This is a genomic window from Tenacibaculum aquaeponti, assembly GCF_052084715.1.
Classification (GTDB): Bacteria; Bacteroidota; Bacteroidia; order Flavobacteriales; family Flavobacteriaceae; genus Polaribacter.
Genome location: NZ_CP197288.1, coordinates 3,492,373 through 3,506,818, shown reverse-complemented (window position 1 = coordinate 3,506,818; position 14,446 = coordinate 3,492,373). Strand labels below are relative to the sequence as shown.

17 protein-coding genes and 1 other RNA gene are annotated in these 14,446 nt (G+C 28.2%); 7 read left to right on the top strand and 11 right to left on the bottom strand.

From position 1 onward, the window contains the following. Positions 1-19: 19 nt before the first annotated feature. Positions 20-417, bottom strand: a transfer-messenger RNA (tmRNA) gene (gene ssrA, locus ACSIGC_RS16065). Positions 418-818: 401 nt separating this feature from the next. Between ssrA and ACSIGC_RS16060 the strand changes: the two genes are divergently transcribed. Beyond that, positions 819-2,357 (top strand): helix-turn-helix domain-containing protein, encoded by a 1,539-nt coding sequence (locus ACSIGC_RS16060; protein WP_442265793.1) that lies wholly within the window; start codon positions 819-821, stop codon positions 2,355-2,357. Positions 2,358-2,375: 18 nt separating this feature from the next. On the opposite strand, the gene ACSIGC_RS16055 is transcribed toward ACSIGC_RS16060, so the two are convergent. Further along, entirely contained in the window at positions 2,376-2,537 is a 162-nt protein-coding gene (locus ACSIGC_RS16055) for a hypothetical protein (protein ID WP_442265792.1), read from the bottom strand. 281 nt (positions 2,538-2,818) lie between these two features. On the opposite strand from ACSIGC_RS16055, the gene ACSIGC_RS16050 reads away from it, so the two are divergent. The 5 genes from ACSIGC_RS16050 to ACSIGC_RS16030 all read left to right on the top strand — a co-directional run bounded on the left by ACSIGC_RS16050 (position 2,819) and on the right by ACSIGC_RS16030 (position 5,483). Further along, positions 2,819-3,031 carry a hypothetical protein gene (locus ACSIGC_RS16050; RefSeq protein ID WP_442265791.1) on the top strand — a complete coding sequence of 71 codons (213 nt, stop codon included), beginning with the start codon at positions 2,819-2,821 and terminating at the stop codon, positions 3,029-3,031. A 23-nt stretch (positions 3,032-3,054) separates the two neighbouring features. Beyond that, complete coding sequence (locus ACSIGC_RS16045) at positions 3,055-3,222, top strand: hypothetical protein (RefSeq protein WP_442265790.1); 168 nt, start codon at positions 3,055-3,057, stop codon at positions 3,220-3,222. Positions 3,223-3,414: 192 nt separating this feature from the next. Further along, entirely contained in the window at positions 3,415-4,623 is a 1,209-nt protein-coding gene (locus tag ACSIGC_RS16040) for an NAD(P)-dependent oxidoreductase (RefSeq protein WP_442265789.1), read from the top strand. Beyond that, complete coding sequence (locus ACSIGC_RS16035; RefSeq protein ID WP_442265788.1) at positions 4,624-5,268, top strand: DUF2459 domain-containing protein; 645 nt, start codon at positions 4,624-4,626, stop codon at positions 5,266-5,268. Beyond that, positions 5,268-5,483 (top strand): DUF3820 family protein, encoded by a 216-nt coding sequence (locus tag ACSIGC_RS16030; RefSeq protein ID WP_095073421.1) that lies wholly within the window; start codon positions 5,268-5,270, stop codon positions 5,481-5,483. The genes ACSIGC_RS16035 and ACSIGC_RS16030 overlap by 1 nt, the downstream gene beginning before the upstream one ends. 44 nt (positions 5,484-5,527) lie before the next feature. Here the strand turns inward: ACSIGC_RS16030 and ACSIGC_RS16025 are convergent, their stop codons facing one another. From ACSIGC_RS16025 to ACSIGC_RS16000, 6 genes are all read right to left on the bottom strand, one after another. Further along, on the bottom strand, positions 5,528-6,430 hold the full coding sequence (locus ACSIGC_RS16025; protein ID WP_442265787.1) for a transporter: 903 nt from the start codon (positions 6,428-6,430) through the stop codon (positions 5,528-5,530). A gap of 140 nt (positions 6,431-6,570) precedes the next feature. After that, positions 6,571-7,221, bottom strand: coding sequence for a DUF1361 domain-containing protein (locus ACSIGC_RS16020; RefSeq protein ID WP_442265786.1), 651 nt, complete (start codon positions 7,219-7,221; stop codon positions 6,571-6,573). Between the two features lies 1 nt (position 7,222). Next, on the bottom strand, positions 7,223-7,615 hold the full coding sequence (locus tag ACSIGC_RS16015) for a DUF2809 domain-containing protein (RefSeq protein WP_442265785.1): 393 nt from the start codon (positions 7,613-7,615) through the stop codon (positions 7,223-7,225). Continuing rightward, on the bottom strand, positions 7,608-9,017 hold the full coding sequence (creD, locus tag ACSIGC_RS16010) for a cell envelope integrity protein CreD (RefSeq protein ID WP_442265784.1): 1,410 nt from the start codon (positions 9,015-9,017) through the stop codon (positions 7,608-7,610). The genes ACSIGC_RS16015 and creD overlap by 8 nt, the downstream gene beginning before the upstream one ends. 146 nt (positions 9,018-9,163) lie before the next feature. After that, complete coding sequence (locus tag ACSIGC_RS16005; RefSeq protein ID WP_442265783.1) at positions 9,164-9,460, bottom strand: winged helix-turn-helix domain-containing protein; 297 nt, start codon at positions 9,458-9,460, stop codon at positions 9,164-9,166. Positions 9,461-9,473: 13 nt separating this feature from the next. Further along, a complete protein-coding gene (locus tag ACSIGC_RS16000) occupies positions 9,474-10,088 on the bottom strand; it encodes a hypothetical protein (protein ID WP_442265782.1) in 615 nt (204 codons plus the stop codon). Between the two features lie 70 nt (positions 10,089-10,158). Here ACSIGC_RS16000 and ACSIGC_RS15995 point away from each other — a divergent pair, with 70 nt between their 5' ends. Then, entirely contained in the window at positions 10,159-10,473 is a 315-nt protein-coding gene (locus ACSIGC_RS15995; RefSeq protein ID WP_442265781.1) for a hypothetical protein, read from the top strand. A 268-nt stretch (positions 10,474-10,741) separates the two neighbouring features. On the opposite strand, the gene ACSIGC_RS15990 is transcribed toward ACSIGC_RS15995, so the two are convergent. The 3 genes from ACSIGC_RS15990 to ACSIGC_RS15980 are packed head-to-tail and all read right to left on the bottom strand — an operon-like array spanning position 10,742 to position 14,410. Beyond that, positions 10,742-11,686: a transglutaminase domain-containing protein gene (locus ACSIGC_RS15990; RefSeq protein WP_442265780.1), complete on the bottom strand. Its 945-nt coding sequence runs from the start codon at positions 11,684-11,686 to the stop codon at positions 10,742-10,744. A gap of 44 nt (positions 11,687-11,730) precedes the next feature. Continuing rightward, entirely contained in the window at positions 11,731-13,074 is a 1,344-nt protein-coding gene (locus ACSIGC_RS15985; RefSeq protein ID WP_442265779.1) for a sensor histidine kinase, read from the bottom strand. Further along, positions 13,064-14,410, bottom strand: a complete 1,347-nt coding sequence (locus tag ACSIGC_RS15980; protein WP_442265778.1) for a sigma-54-dependent transcriptional regulator — start codon at positions 14,408-14,410, stop codon at positions 13,064-13,066. Before ACSIGC_RS15980 ends, ACSIGC_RS15985 begins: the two co-directional genes overlap by 11 nt. Positions 14,411-14,446 lie beyond the last annotated feature (36 nt).

The window sequence follows — 14,446 nt, the reverse complement described above, 5'->3', positions numbered from 1 at the left end:
TAATGCTTACAGGGTTTATTTGTGGAGACGCCGAGAATCGAACTCGGGTCCAAACAAGTAGCTCAAGAGCTTTCTACATACTTAGTTTTTATTTAATTTTCGTCTAAAAGCTGACTAAAAACAATCCACTTTTAGCTTATCTTCTTAAGTTTCGAAAACTTATCGAAGTACTAAGTTTTCTATGTTTACTTTTATGATGCCCAGAAATGAAACGCCGTAAACCAAGGCTTTCCGTGGACATTTAGCTTGTACACCTTGTGTACCGAGGCTTGAATCTTACTATAATTCAGATTATTAAGCAGCTAAAGCGTAATTATTTTCGCCATTTAAATTGTTGAAATAAGTTTAACGAGCATCATTTCAGTCCTCGGTATGCTTACAATTTCACTAATCTTGCTGTCAAAACCAGTCGTCCCCAATATGTCAAAGAATTAATTTAATACCAACAAAAAATGTACCAGTAGTTAAGTACAGACTTTTTGACATTTAATACATATTTCTTCAAATTTTTATTCTTCTCAAAAAATGCAGGTGGCAAAGATAAAAAAACAAACTTTTAGAAAACTAGTAAATCAAATTTATTAATACATAAAATTAATGCATTCTTTTTTATTAAACACTTTTTTATACATTTGATCATCTTCTGTAAATATTTATAGTAAAATACTATGCGAAAATATTACCTAACAATATCTATAATATTCTCATGTTTTTACATTTTTTCTCAAAATGCAAAAACTCTCAAAAATCCTCTAGAAGCTAAAAAACAAAAATTCAATTTAAGAAAGAATATAGGCATAGATAGTGTACTTTTTTACATGAATGAACTTATAAATTCTAAAAGTATTACATATAAAACTTATGGTTATGCTGCAACAGAATATTTAAAAACAAAAGAAAAAAGGAAACTAAATCAACAATTTTTTAAAGATAGTATTTACAAATATTTACCCCGAATTGCAATTTCACCAGAGAACTATTCTATACTTTTTGATATTTATATTCTTTTAGGTAACACCAATAAAAGAAGAAAAAAGCTAGAACAAGCACTAAGATATTATTTAACAGCTGAAACTTTTGCTAATAAAGCAGAAGACATTGAAAGAATGGTTAAAATTCAATCAAATATTGGTTTAATTTATCAAGATATAGGTTCTTTAAACAAATCTGTTCTTCAATTAAAAAAGGCTCTTAATTTTTTAGATGATCATAAGAAAAGTTTAGGCGAAAAATATTATCAAAGACGTTTTAAGACTTTATCTAATCTTGGAAACGTATACAATACTATTTATCAAGAAAAAAATACTAATAACGTATATTTAGACTCTTCATTAAATTGTTTTCGTAATATTCTTAACGATAAAAACTTTAAACTTACTGCTGACAAAACTGCTAAAATAGATTTATGCTTAGGTACAACCTATAGTTTGCGAAAAGAATATGTTCAAGCAACTGATTTTTTTGAAAAAGCATTATCATATTTTAAAAATAAAAAATCTCAATCAGACCTTTATAAAACACATTACAACTTAGGAGTTAACTACTTTAATTCAGGTAATTTAAATAAAGCTAAACAAAACCTCTTAGAACTTTTTAAAGTTAAAAAAAACGATGATTTAGATACTAACTTAGTTAATGCTCATAATTACATTTCTCAAATTTATTTAGAAGAAGGTAATATAGATTCTGCTCGATATTATTTTAAAAAATACAAAAAAATATTCACTATAGTTTCAGAAAATGAACAACTTCAAAAAAAGACAACTAAAAATTTAATTCAATTTAATGATTTAGAAAAAAGAATTAAAAAGCTTTCAAACGAAAATCAAAATTACAGTATTGCCATATCTTTTTTAATAGCTCTACTTATTTTAAGTATTTTTTTAATAGCTAAAAATAATAAAGAAAAGAAAAAGACAAGACTGAGATTAGAAGAATTACTTCTAAGTGTTACAAATAAAAATATCGAAAAAGAAAGTAATTCAAATATTACTATAAATGATAAACAACATCAAGAGATTATTAAAGGGCTTAAAAAAATTGAAAATAATTTATATTTCTTGAAAGAGGAATTTAATTTGTACAATGCTGCTAAAAAAATTGGTACTAATACTACATATTTATCTAAAGTAATTAAAGTATATAAGAAAATGAGTTTTAGTGAATATACCAATCATCTTAGAATAAATCACATCGTAAAAATATTAAGTACAGACAAAAAGGTAAGAGCTTATACTACACAAGCTATTGGTGAAATTGGAGGTTATAAAAATGCAAAATCTTTTACAAGAATTTTCAAAAAACACACAGGTATTACCCCGTATCAATTTATAGAAAAAATTAATACGGAAGTTTAACCTTAGTCAATTAATTTACTACAAACAATCTTCGTTACTTTTTTTCTTAGGCCTATCTGCTGTAGGATAACAATCTTCGTCTCCAGAGGTATCCAACTTACCTTCTTTTGCCATAATACTAATTAAGGCTTTTTTACTTAGTTTATACTTTTTTAGGTCTTCAATTGATAATGATTTCATATGACTATTGTTTTGATATTCTAAAATTAAACTATTTATCTTTCCTTTTCTTACTTTTTATCCATCGTCTACCACAAAACAAACAAAACACTAATAAACAACAACTTAAACAAATAAAACATGGGTACAATTTAAAAATTACACCTCCATTTTTTATAAATAACATCTATTCACATTTCTTTTTCTTCTAAAAACAAGCCAACTTTGGATTGAGTTAACTTAAAAATGCGAAACCTGAAAAGCATTAAAATAGAGTAAGGGAAACTATAAAACTTTAGATTATGATTAAATCAATTTCAAAAATTGGAACTCTTTTAACAAAAAAAGCACAACAATCTATTAAAGGTGGAGGTCCTGGCGACCCTAACTGGTGTAAAAATAGAGATAACTGGGGGCCTAAAAATAAACATTATGCTTGTCATCAAAATCAAGAAGCTGTTTACGACTATAACTTAGGATATTGTGTATGTAAGGATATTGCTTACGATTTATAATCAACTATTAAAATTGAATAATCATGTTAAAATCAATCACTCAAATAGGTACTATTTTAAATAAAGTAGATCAATTAAAAATTAATGGAGGAAATAAAAAAATTCCAGATTGCCCAGATGGACAACAACTTTCTTGCCATCCATTAGTTGGTTGTCATTGCGAAGCTATTAACACTACTCCAAGAAACTAATTACTTTCTTTTTTTCGGACATAAACTCCTATTATATAATAGGAGTTTTTTTATTATTTATTAAAAAAAATCTTTATTTGGTTTACTGTTAAATACTACTTGTATGGCTGATTAAAATCGTTATTTTTGCATTGCTTTGTTGTAATTTACAACAATTAACACTTAAATTGTTTAAATTTTAAATAATCACCCATGAAATTTGGAATAATAAAAGAACGTAAAAACCCTCCAGATAAAAGAGTTGTATTTTCTCCAAGTAAATTAAAAGAATTTAAACAACAATTTCCTCAAGCTGAAATCGTTGTAGAGAGTTCTGATATTAGAGTTTTTTCCGATCAAGAATATAAAGATGTTGGTTTTGAAATTGTTACTGATCTTTCTGACTGTGATATTTTGTTAGGCGTTAAAGAAGTACCAGTTGAAAACTTAATTCCAAATAAAAAATACTTTTTCTTTAGTCATACAATAAAAAAGCAACCTTATAATAGAAAACTATTAAAAGCAATGCTTGAAAAGAACATTGAAATGTTCGATCATGAAACTATTATTAAAGAAAATGGAGCTCGTTTAATTGGTTTTGGTAGATATGCTGGATTAGTTGGTGCTTATAATGGTTTTAGAGCTATCGGACTAAAGGAAAACACTTTTGAATTACCAAAAGTAGAATCTTTAGAAGATTTAGATGCTGTAAAAGCAGAATTGAATAAAATTACACTTCCTAATATTAAAATTTTACTTTCTGGGACAGGAAAAGTGGCTTATGGAGCCAAAGAGATTTTAGATCATTTAAAAATTAAAGAAGTAAGTGATGCTTTATATTTAACTTCAAAATTCACAGAACCTGTATATTGTATGGTAGATGTTATGGAATATGCAAAAAGATCTGATGGGAAAGTAGGTAACAAATTTGAATTCTATAAAGACCCTACCGGATACGAAAGTAATTTCATGCCGTATGCAAAAGAAACAGATTTCTTTATTGCTGGTCATTTTTATGGTGACGGTGCTCCGTATTTATACACAAGAGAAGATGTGAAATCTAAAGATTTTAATATTAAATACGTGGCAGATATTTCTTGTGATGTAGATGGCCCAGTTGCAACCACATTAAGAGCATCTACAATTGCTGATCCTATTTACGGTTACGATGCTGCTTCAGAAACAGAAATCGATTATAAAAATAAAAATGCTATCACTGTAATGGCTGTAGATAATTTACCATGTGAACTTCCAAAAGATGCTAGTGAAGGTTTCGGGGAAATGTTCTTAAATCATGTGATTCCTGCATTTTATAACAATGATGAAAACGGAATTTTGGCTCGTGCAAAAATGACAACAAATTCAGGTGAATTAACTGAACGTTATAGTTATTTACAAGATTACGTTGATGGTAAAGAATAGATGAAATATGTTAAGAAAATACTGAAATATACTGCATACTCATTATTGGGTATTCTTTTATATATCGGTGTTTCTATTCTTATTAGTTTCATTACAGTAAATGATGAACCTTTGGTAAATCAAACAAAGTTTGTGTATTTAAGTTCTAATGGAATCCATTTGAGTATTATTATTCCTAAGCAAAATCTTTCTCTTGATTTAAATAATGAATTACAGCTAAATTCAACTGATAATTTTGTTCGTTTTGGTTGGGGTGATGAAAATTTTTATATGAATACGCCTACTTGGGCAGACTTTAAATTTAAATATGCTTTTGGAGCTTTATTTTTAGATAATCCAACGTTAATAGAAGTTTCTTCTCATCGATTTCAACAAAAAAAATGGGTTAAAGTTCCTGTGAATGAAACCCAACTTTTTAAACTCAATATATTCATTTCTGAAACTTTTCAAGTAAATCAAAAAGAAGAAAAAATCATACTTACACAAACAATGTATCCAAATTCTAAACTGTATAAAGCTAAAGGTTCTTATTCTCCTTTAAAGACTTGTAATACTTGGGTAAATGATGGTTTTAAAAGTAGTGGAATGAAAGCTTCATACTGGACTTTATTTGATTTTGGATTACTAAACAAGTATAAAAAATAATGGAAACCGATAAACAGTTTTTGGTTGACACAGCCAATATGCGAATGCCTTTTGGAAAATATAAAGGAACATATTTAATTGACATTCCTGAATATTACATGGTTTGGTATAAAAACAAAGGCTTTCCTAAAGGAAAACTCGGACAAATGATGGGACTTGTTTATGAATTAAAACTAAACGGATTAGAAGATATTTTAAGAAAAATAAGAAAATAAAAAAAGGCGTTTTAAAACGCCTTTTTTTATTTTATGGTAATAATTTAAATCGATAAATTATATGTTAATCCAGCAGTATAAATTTGAGAATCACCTAAGTTTCTTCCATCAATTACTCTACCATAACCAACACTTACACCTAAAGAAGGAATAATATTTTTATAAACAGTAATTCCTACTCTACTATAATCTACATTAGTTTCTGGGAAATTTCCTCTAAATGCTGGAGAAGCAATATCTACTCCTTCTTCAGAATTTAAATAATCTGCCCAAGCTTCAACATAAATAAAACTACTAGAATATCCGATTTTACCTGTAGTTACAAATGCATTTGGAACACCAAATTCTCCTCCTGGAGTTAAATCATTATCTGCATCTCCTCTGAAATTATATCCAGCTAAAATAGTAGAGAAAAAACCTACATCTGTGTTTAAATGTAAACCAGCTGTAACATCAATTCCAAATGCTCCACTACCAAGACTTAAAATTCCGTTAGGCTCATAACCTGTTGGAATTACAGCTGTAACACCTGTAATAATATTTAAATCTGCTTTATTAAAATTAAACTTGTGTGCATTTAACTTTAAAGCAATAGAAATATCCTGTAAACCTGAAATAGAGTTTTCTCCATTTATAGGATCTCCCAAACCACTTGTATTATCTGCAGAAATAAAAGGTAAGTTAACCGCTACAGATAAACGATCTGTGATTCCATATTTTGCATACAAAGAGAAAATGTTTTGGTTAATTTTTTCATGTACTGGAACTGCATCGACTTTTTCTTTTCCTAAATAGAATTCATCAAACTGACTTCTAGAGTAAGAAGCTGTAACAGAAAGTGATCTTTTTTTTGGTGTGAAACCATCTAACATTCCTTGTGCATTGGCCATTGTTGATAAGCCTACCATCCCTAAAACTGATAGTGCTAATCGAAGGTTTTTTGTCATTATTTGAGTTTTTTAATATCGGTCTTTGGTCGATAAAAAAACATAGCATTACAATTAAATCTCTTTTTTAACATCTATTTCTCATTCTTAAAACGTTGAGTAAATCATTATTCTCTTAGTAAACTCTAACATACAATAATTTAACTTTCTCTTTTAGTTTTAAAAAAACTTAAAAAAGCATAAAAAAAGATCCATAAAAACATACCAAAACCTATAGTAACGTACCAAGCTTTAGGTAATTTAAAGCTGTACATTGTTTTTTCTACTAAAGAAATTGGTGCTGTAACTATATCCCAAGAATTAAAACGTAGAAAACGTCCTAAATAAATTCCGAAACCAGAAAGAAAACAAACAATTGGTATAAAAACATCTGCTATTTTCAAGCTCCATTTTTTCACAATAATTTGATATACATCTTTTAATGTTAGCATAGTTATCATAAGACCTGTTATTGCCGAACAAAACAGAAACAACAAATCAAACCATCCTAGTGGATTTTTTCTACTTGTGTTTAAATGAATAAAATCAGTGATAATATATGGTGCATTGGGTAAGAAAAATAACCAAATTACAAACAGTACTAATTGTTTCGCTTTTGATTTATTTTCAATATCCCTTTTAACCGCATATTCTGTGATAAAAAACGGAATTAATGCCAAAAAGATATTCCAGAGCATAAATGTAAAAAGCAAACTTTGTGTGATTTGCACTCTTAATAAAACTAAAAAAGTACACATTATCACTAGCATTAAAACGCCATTTTGCTGTCTTGTTAAATATTTTGTAATCATATTATTTATTTTCCTTAAAATATTTTTCTCTTTTCACTTCAATAAAATAGACTGTGATTATTCCTAATGTATACGCTATTAAATCTCCAAAAGAAAAAGTACTTCCTATTACTATTCGCATTAGTTTGTTATCCTGTACACCTAAAATTTCAACTATTTTGAAATACTGTAATATTTCAACTAAGAATGAAAAACATAAAACTCCAATAGCTATTTTTTTAGGTTCAACATTTATGAATGATTTTACAAAATAGTAGAGTAAAATCACGACTAGGAAATCTCCAAACGTGTGTCTTATAAATCCTGATGTTTTTGCTATCGCTAATTCTACTAAAAAGAGAATTATACAGATTATAAAACTTTTACCATCGAAACGAAATTTATTCTTATCCATTTTGCCAATCTATTTTTCTTGAAGTGTACATTACTGATGCTAAAATTACAAATAACCCTACACTACCTACTAATAAAGCATAGTTTTCTAACTGAATAATTACAAAGATAAAAGTGTAAAGTATCGTTAACGAAGTTCCTATAAAAAGAGGAAATTTTAGCACTTTTAAAATTGATTTAGAGTATAAAGAAATTAATAAAACTACTGCTGTAGATGCTATTAAATATGCATTTAAAAAATTACTGTGTTCTGATATTGAAATTAGCAAAGTATAAAACATAACTAAGGCAATACCAATCATTAAATATTGAAACGGATGAATTAAAATTTTACTCATTGTTTGTATTAAAAAGAACACTAAGAAAGTAAGTCCGATTACTAAAAATCCATATTTAGTTGTGCGTTCACTTTTCTGATATTGATCTACAGGAATCATAAAATTTACGCCAAAAGCATACTCTTTTAAATTTAAAATTCCACTAAATGATTGTTGAGGAAATGGTCTATTAATATCTAACACTTTCCATTTAGCATCAAAACCATCATCTTTAATTTTATCAGGATTATAAGGTAAATACTCTCCAAGAAAATTGGCTGTTTTCCAATTCGACTTGATATTTACACTAGTTTCTTTTCCTATAGGAATAAAACGAATTTGTTTGCTTCCGTTTACATTCATTTTTAAACTAAAACTCACATCTGAACTCACAGGTAAATCTGCTTTTTTGATAGATTTACTTTCTAACTTATGTAAACCAACATAACTATAATCGTTTGCTGAATGTTCATAAACTTTTCCTCTAGATACATTTCTTTTACCATCATATTTAGATTCGAAAGCATAGGTATTTTTATGAAACATAATTTCTACTAAACTACTTACTCCTTTAAAATTTGATGTTTCTATGATTAAACGAGATTTTTCCCATAAAATATCCTCTTCTTTAATATCAACTTCGCTAAAATCAGGTTTTGTAAAACTTCCATTTAAATTGATTTCACTTTCATAAACAGCAGTTTCATAAATTCCTCTCTTCTTTTGCTGAGGATTTACTGTAGTTTGAATATCTAATTTTTTAGGAAAAAAGTATCCGTAGTTGATATGCGTAATTGTTTCCTCTTGATGTGATTTGGTATCTGGATTATAAATCTTCTTTACACTATATGTTTTATATGGAATTTTTAACATTGGTCCGTATAACAACACTTCTCCACCCCACTTTTGATTGATCTCCGCTATAACTTCTTTCTGCCTGTACTTACGTTCCCTAATTAAATCTTTCACGTATGATAATGGGATTAAAAGAACCAATATTAATACTCCAATCATTAACATTCTTGCTGAAATTGATTCTTTTACCCACTTTCCTACTCGACTTGCTTGATTTTCTACTTTTTCCATTTTATTTCTATTTTATTTTAATAATGTGTTTTCTTTTTTTAAAAACTACCCTTCTATTTTTTATAGTTGGGTAGTTTATTAGCAATTTCCCCGTTGGCGATTTATTTAAAGTACTTTGAAATTCAAAGTTTAAATTCAAAAAAAATTTACTCTCCTTTGAGTAATCTTTCTAAAGCTTCTACATGCTTCTTAAATTCTTCCTTTCCTAATTTGGTTGCGTAATATTTTGTATTAGGTTTTCTACCTATAAATTGTTTTTCAACTCTTATAAATCCTACTTTTTCCAATGCTTTAGAATGGCTTGCTAAATTTCCATCCGTAGCACCTAAAAGTTCTTTAAGTGTTTTAAAATCTGCATACTCATTTACCACCAAAACCGACATAATTCCTAGTCGTATTCGATGATCGAAAGCTTTATTTATATTATTTAATAAATTCTTCAAAGATGCAGTTTTACTATTCTTGTTTTCTTTCGTATTTAAAATACATTAAAATGCCATATACAATATGCATTACTCCGAAACCTAAAACCCAAAACCAAAAACCGTATCCTGGGTAAATAGCACACAGTAATCCTAAAATTATTTCGGTATAACCTAAATATTTAACATAGCCTAAAGTATATTTCGAAGCATTAGTTAATGCCAAACCATAAAATAACAACATTAAAGCACCAGTTTGTCCATAACGTTGTTGATTTAAAATTGTGAGTGTATAAATGCCTCCTGCAACTAAAGGAATAAGAAAACTTAACAGTAGTCTCTTTGTTGTTGCATCCCATATACGTTCTCCATTCTTTTTAGCTTTTAGTGTAGTTAAATAAATAGCCGTTGCAATACTAAAAAACAACACTAAAAACATATCTAATAAGACTAACTTAAAAACTTTACCGTCTAAAATTAAATATCCCCTATCACTATTTGCAACTAACCAATAAGCATAAGCTGCACCAATTAGTGCATAAGTTCCCGCTAAAATTCCAGATAAACCACTTAACGAAATAAATCGTGAAGATTTATTCATCAATTTCTTGATTTCTGTTATGTCTTTTAAATATTCTTCTGAACTCATATTAAAGTACTTTGAAACACAAAGTAAAAATAAAAAAAACACTTACACAAAAAAAAGTTTCTTTTAATTTATGAAACCTGCAGTTATTAAAGAACAAGTTGGTTTTGGCGGTGGAAGTACAGAATTGCAATTTGTTGGTAATAATCCGAGTACTACTGCTAAAATCATTTACTACTTGAAAAAACGTCATACACTCGGAAAAATGACGTTAACTATCAAAGATCAAAATGATAAAGAGTTAATTACTCTTGTGCCTGGTAAATCAAAAGGTATCAATGTTGTAAACTGGGGATTCAGACAGAAAAACCCAAAAGTTGCTGCTGGTAAAAACTTTACTTTTGGTGGTTTTACAGCACCTGGTGTACCTGCAGGAAGGAAGGTATAAAGTTGTACTTAAAAAAGGAAGAAAAGAGTATGTAAATACTATTGAAGTGAAAAACCTTCTTTATCTCAACTTGAGAATAAAGAAGTACTAGAAACTCGATTACAAAAAGCTAAAAAGGATTTCGAAAAAATCAAAAATAAAGAGGTTTCAAAATTCGAAAAGCGTAAACTGAAAACTGATAAAAAGCAAATTAAACTACTTAGTAAAGAAGATTTTATTGCAAAGAAATAATAATAAAAATCCCCTTGATTTCGTCAAGGGGATTTTTTTATTGTATTAAAAATTCTGCTGCAACATCTTTTCCGAGTAAGAAAAATATTTTATCTGCATTCACAGAAGGTTTAGTTCTTAAAATATAATATCCTTCCTTTTTTATTGGTGTAGGAATAAAAGGAGAACCTTCTCCCATCCATAAAAAATAACGTTGATTAATCGTATTCAATTTAATTTGCACTCTTCCTTTTTCATCTCTTTTTAAAATACCTTCAGGTTCTACTAAATCCATTCCTGAATTTAAAAACTTATTACTCAAAATAGGTTGATTATAAAAATCCTCTTTTGTAATTCTTCCTACTCGCAATCTCCAAATACTTTCTTCTGGTAAATGTGTTTTGAAATACTTTTCTTTAGGAATATTGTAATAATACGGATTGAATTTTCTAATCCATCTTCCATTAAACTCTGCTCCTGCTCCCCAAGTTGCATCTATATAAACCCAATTCTTATTAATTTTAACTGCATTCCAAGCATGGTTTGCACTTCTTTGAGGCTTTCCTATGTCATGAAATGAATTTCTCACATACCCTGGTACAACTTCATTTTCAATATTCAAAAGTGTACAAACTTGAGCAAATGTTCTAGCAAAACCTTCACAAACAGCTTTACGAGAAGTCAATGTTTTTTTCACTATTCTTTCGTTAATAGCTTTAATTTTCTGCTGTTTTTCTTCTTCTGTTCGATATCTAAATGAAGTTCTAGTTTGTCTGTTCGGGTTGTAAAACTCTTTTAAATCATAACAAATATTTTTTGTTAACCAAGCATATAAAGCTTTAGTTTTATATTCATCTGTATTAAAATCTCTATTTATATTTTTTGCTAATTTTTCAGCTGTCATTAAACCCGAATATGTATCGGTTATTTTTTTTATTTCAGAAAAATCTTGGGCTTTAGCAACTAAAATTGAAAAAAAAAGAATTGTAAATAATCTCATCATAAACTTCACTTATCAATAACTATACCTTTAAAAAGAAAACTTCATTAAAAGTACAAAGAAAAAACAGTTCCTTCTCCTAAATTACTTTTCACTTGTATTCGTCCTTTATGTAATAACATAATTTGTTTACATAAACTTAATCCTATTCCACTACCTGTTTCCTTACTAGTAAAAAATGGTACAAAGATGTTTTCTTGTATATCTTCAGAAATTCCAATTCCGTTGTCGTAAACTTTAATAATTATACTTCTATTTACATTTTCAATAGCTTCTACTCGAATATGTGCACCTTTTTTTTCTTTACAAGCATCGACAGCATTCAATAATAAATTGATTAATACTTGTTCTATTAAATGAACATCGATTTGTAATGATAAACGTTCATTTGTATTGATAAAATCAATCTGTATTCCTTTAGCTTCGATAGAAGGTTGCATTAATAATTCGATATTTGTAAACAACTCTGTAACTCTTATTTTTTGCTTATTTAGATTGGTTACTTTATTAAGACTACGATAAGTTTTTGCGAATTTTAATAAACCTTCACTCCTATTTTTTATGGTTTTAATTCCAGCGTTTAAATCTATCAATTCTGTAGCTTCATCTTTTTCTTTCAGAATTAAATCTTCAAGATTTCTCTCCAAAGTATTTGCCAAAGATGCAATCGGTGTAATAGAATTCATGATTTCATGTGTCATTACACTCAGTAATTTTTTCCATGATTCCGACTCATTTTTATTTAGTGTATCATCTATATTTTGAATTACCAAAAGTTTAAATGTGTCTTCTTCAACTTCAAAAATTGTATCAGAAACTAATGTCTTTATTTTTTCATTTTCAGAAGTTATAATTACTGAATCTCCTTCTCTGTGAAAAGTCTCAAAAATTGTAGTGAATAACTCTGGTTTTCTTCGTTCTATAAAACTGATATTTTTAAATGAAGGAACATCTAAAATCTTAAGAAAAGAATCGTTACTCCACAATACATTACCGGTTTCTAAATCATAAGCAATAATACCAATATCTACCATTTCTAATATCTTTTGAAGATATACATATTGTGCATGGTTTTGCGCATTAATTTCCTTGATCGTTTGATGAACTTGATTAAAACCTTTATACAAAAAACGAATATCTTTAGCGGCTACATCTTCAGAAAAACCTCTAGAAAAATCACGATATTTAACCGCATTAAAAAAGTCTTCAATAACTAAAAAACGACGTTTTATAAAAGTATATGTGTTATATATAATCACGAATAATCCTATACCTAAGACAATCGCGTAAGTAAACTCATTTCTATATGAGAAATATACTAGCGTTAGAATTAAACTTACCATAAGTATAACTCTAATGAATATTTTTATAATGAAACTTTTATAATTCATATTTAGCCAATCGTCTGTACAAAGCTGCTCTAGTAATTCCTAATTCTTTTGCTGATTTTGAAATATTACCTTGGTGTTTTTCTAAAACTGTAAGAATTGCTTTCTTTTCTACTTCTTCTAAATTCAAGCTTTCATTTTCACTAGTTTTTTGGGTTACAGATCGCTCTATAGAAGAAAATACCAAATCTTCAGGTTTTAAAACAGATCCATCTGTCATAATTACTGCACGTTCTAAAACATACTGTAATTCTCTTACATTACCAGGGAAATCGTGGCTCTTAAGCTTGCTAATAAAAGCTGGATCGAAAGTAAAAGTACTTTTGTTATACTTTTCTGAATAATGTGCAACAAAATGCCTAGATAACATTGTTATATCTGTACCTCTTCTTCTTAATGGAGGAACTATAATATCAACTGTATTAATTCTATAAATTAAATCTTTTCTAAACTTGCTTTCATCTGCTAACTCAGCAGGAGTTACATTGGTTGCACAAATCAATCGAATATCTATTGGAATTTCCTTATTAGCCCCTAAAGGAGTGATACACCTATTTTGTAAAACAGTTAATAATCGTACTTGTTGACCTAAAGAAATATTTCCAATTTCATCTAAAAATAAGGTTCCTCCATTTGCTGCTTCGAACCGTCCAATTCTATCTTCATTTGCTCCTGTAAAGGCTCCTTTTTTATATCCGAATAATTCACTTTCAAAAAGCGTTGTAGTTAATGCTCCAACATCAACTTTCACAAATGGCTTATCTTTTCTATTAGAATTATCATGAAGTGCTCTTGCAATTAAATCCTTTCCTGTTCCATTCTCTCCAAGAATTAAAACATTTGCATCTGTCGGTGCTACTTTTTTTAATTTAGTAAAAACATCTTGCATGACTTCGCTTTCACCAATAATAGCAGTAGTATTTGTTTGTAAAGGAAGAACTTTTTTCACCTTTTTCTTATCTACAATTGTAGCAATTGCATCAAGTAATTTTTCATTCTTCCAAGGTTTCATTAAAAAATCAGATGCTCCTTCTTTTAAACCTCGTATAGCTAAATCAATATCAGCATAAGCTGTCATTAAAATAACTGCTGTTTCTGGTTGATATTCTTTTATTTTTCGTAACCAAAAAATCCCTTCATTTCCAGTATTTACTAAACCATTAAAATTCATATCAAGAATTACAATGTCATAACTAGCTTTTTCTATTTGTGAAATTATATTACTCGGATTTTTTTCAGTGACTATTGTTTTCACCAAAGGTTTAAGTAGCAAACGTATTGCAGTAAGTACATCTGCATCATCATCTATAACTAAAACTGTAGCTTTTTTTAATACCATTACCACAATATTACAATTTTATACTAAGGTTTTAAA

Coding starts and splice junctions, on each gene's coding strand:
- ACSIGC_RS16060 (WP_442265793.1), top strand. CDS start 819: ATGAATGAACTTATAAATTCTAAAAGTATTACATATAAAACTTATGGT.
- ACSIGC_RS16055 (WP_442265792.1), bottom strand. CDS start 2,537: ATGAAATCATTATCAATTGAAGACCTAAAAAAGTATAAACTAAGTAAA.
- ACSIGC_RS16050 (WP_442265791.1), top strand. CDS start 2,819: ATGATTAAATCAATTTCAAAAATTGGAACTCTTTTAACAAAAAAAGCA.
- ACSIGC_RS16045 (WP_442265790.1), top strand. CDS start 3,055: ATGTTAAAATCAATCACTCAAATAGGTACTATTTTAAATAAAGTAGAT.
- ACSIGC_RS16040 (WP_442265789.1), top strand. CDS start 3,415: ATGAAATTTGGAATAATAAAAGAACGTAAAAACCCTCCAGATAAAAGA.
- ACSIGC_RS16035 (WP_442265788.1), top strand. CDS start 4,624: ATGAAATATGTTAAGAAAATACTGAAATATACTGCATACTCATTATTG.
- ACSIGC_RS16030 (WP_095073421.1), top strand. CDS start 5,268: ATGGAAACCGATAAACAGTTTTTGGTTGACACAGCCAATATGCGAATG.
- ACSIGC_RS16025 (WP_442265787.1), bottom strand. CDS start 6,430: ATGACAAAAAACCTTCGATTAGCACTATCAGTTTTAGGGATGGTAGGC.
- ACSIGC_RS16020 (WP_442265786.1), bottom strand. CDS start 7,221: ATGATTACAAAATATTTAACAAGACAGCAAAATGGCGTTTTAATGCTA.
- ACSIGC_RS16015 (WP_442265785.1), bottom strand. CDS start 7,615: ATGGATAAGAATAAATTTCGTTTCGATGGTAAAAGTTTTATAATCTGT.
- creD (WP_442265784.1), bottom strand. CDS start 9,017: ATGGAAAAAGTAGAAAATCAAGCAAGTCGAGTAGGAAAGTGGGTAAAA.
- ACSIGC_RS16000 (WP_442265782.1), bottom strand. CDS start 10,088: ATGAGTTCAGAAGAATATTTAAAAGACATAACAGAAATCAAGAAATTG.
- ACSIGC_RS15995 (WP_442265781.1), top strand. CDS start 10,159: ATGAAACCTGCAGTTATTAAAGAACAAGTTGGTTTTGGCGGTGGAAGT.
- ACSIGC_RS15990 (WP_442265780.1), bottom strand. CDS start 11,686: ATGATGAGATTATTTACAATTCTTTTTTTTTCAATTTTAGTTGCTAAA.
- ACSIGC_RS15985 (WP_442265779.1), bottom strand. CDS start 13,074: ATGAATTATAAAAGTTTCATTATAAAAATATTCATTAGAGTTATACTT.
- ACSIGC_RS15980 (WP_442265778.1), bottom strand. CDS start 14,410: ATGGTATTAAAAAAAGCTACAGTTTTAGTTATAGATGATGATGCAGAT.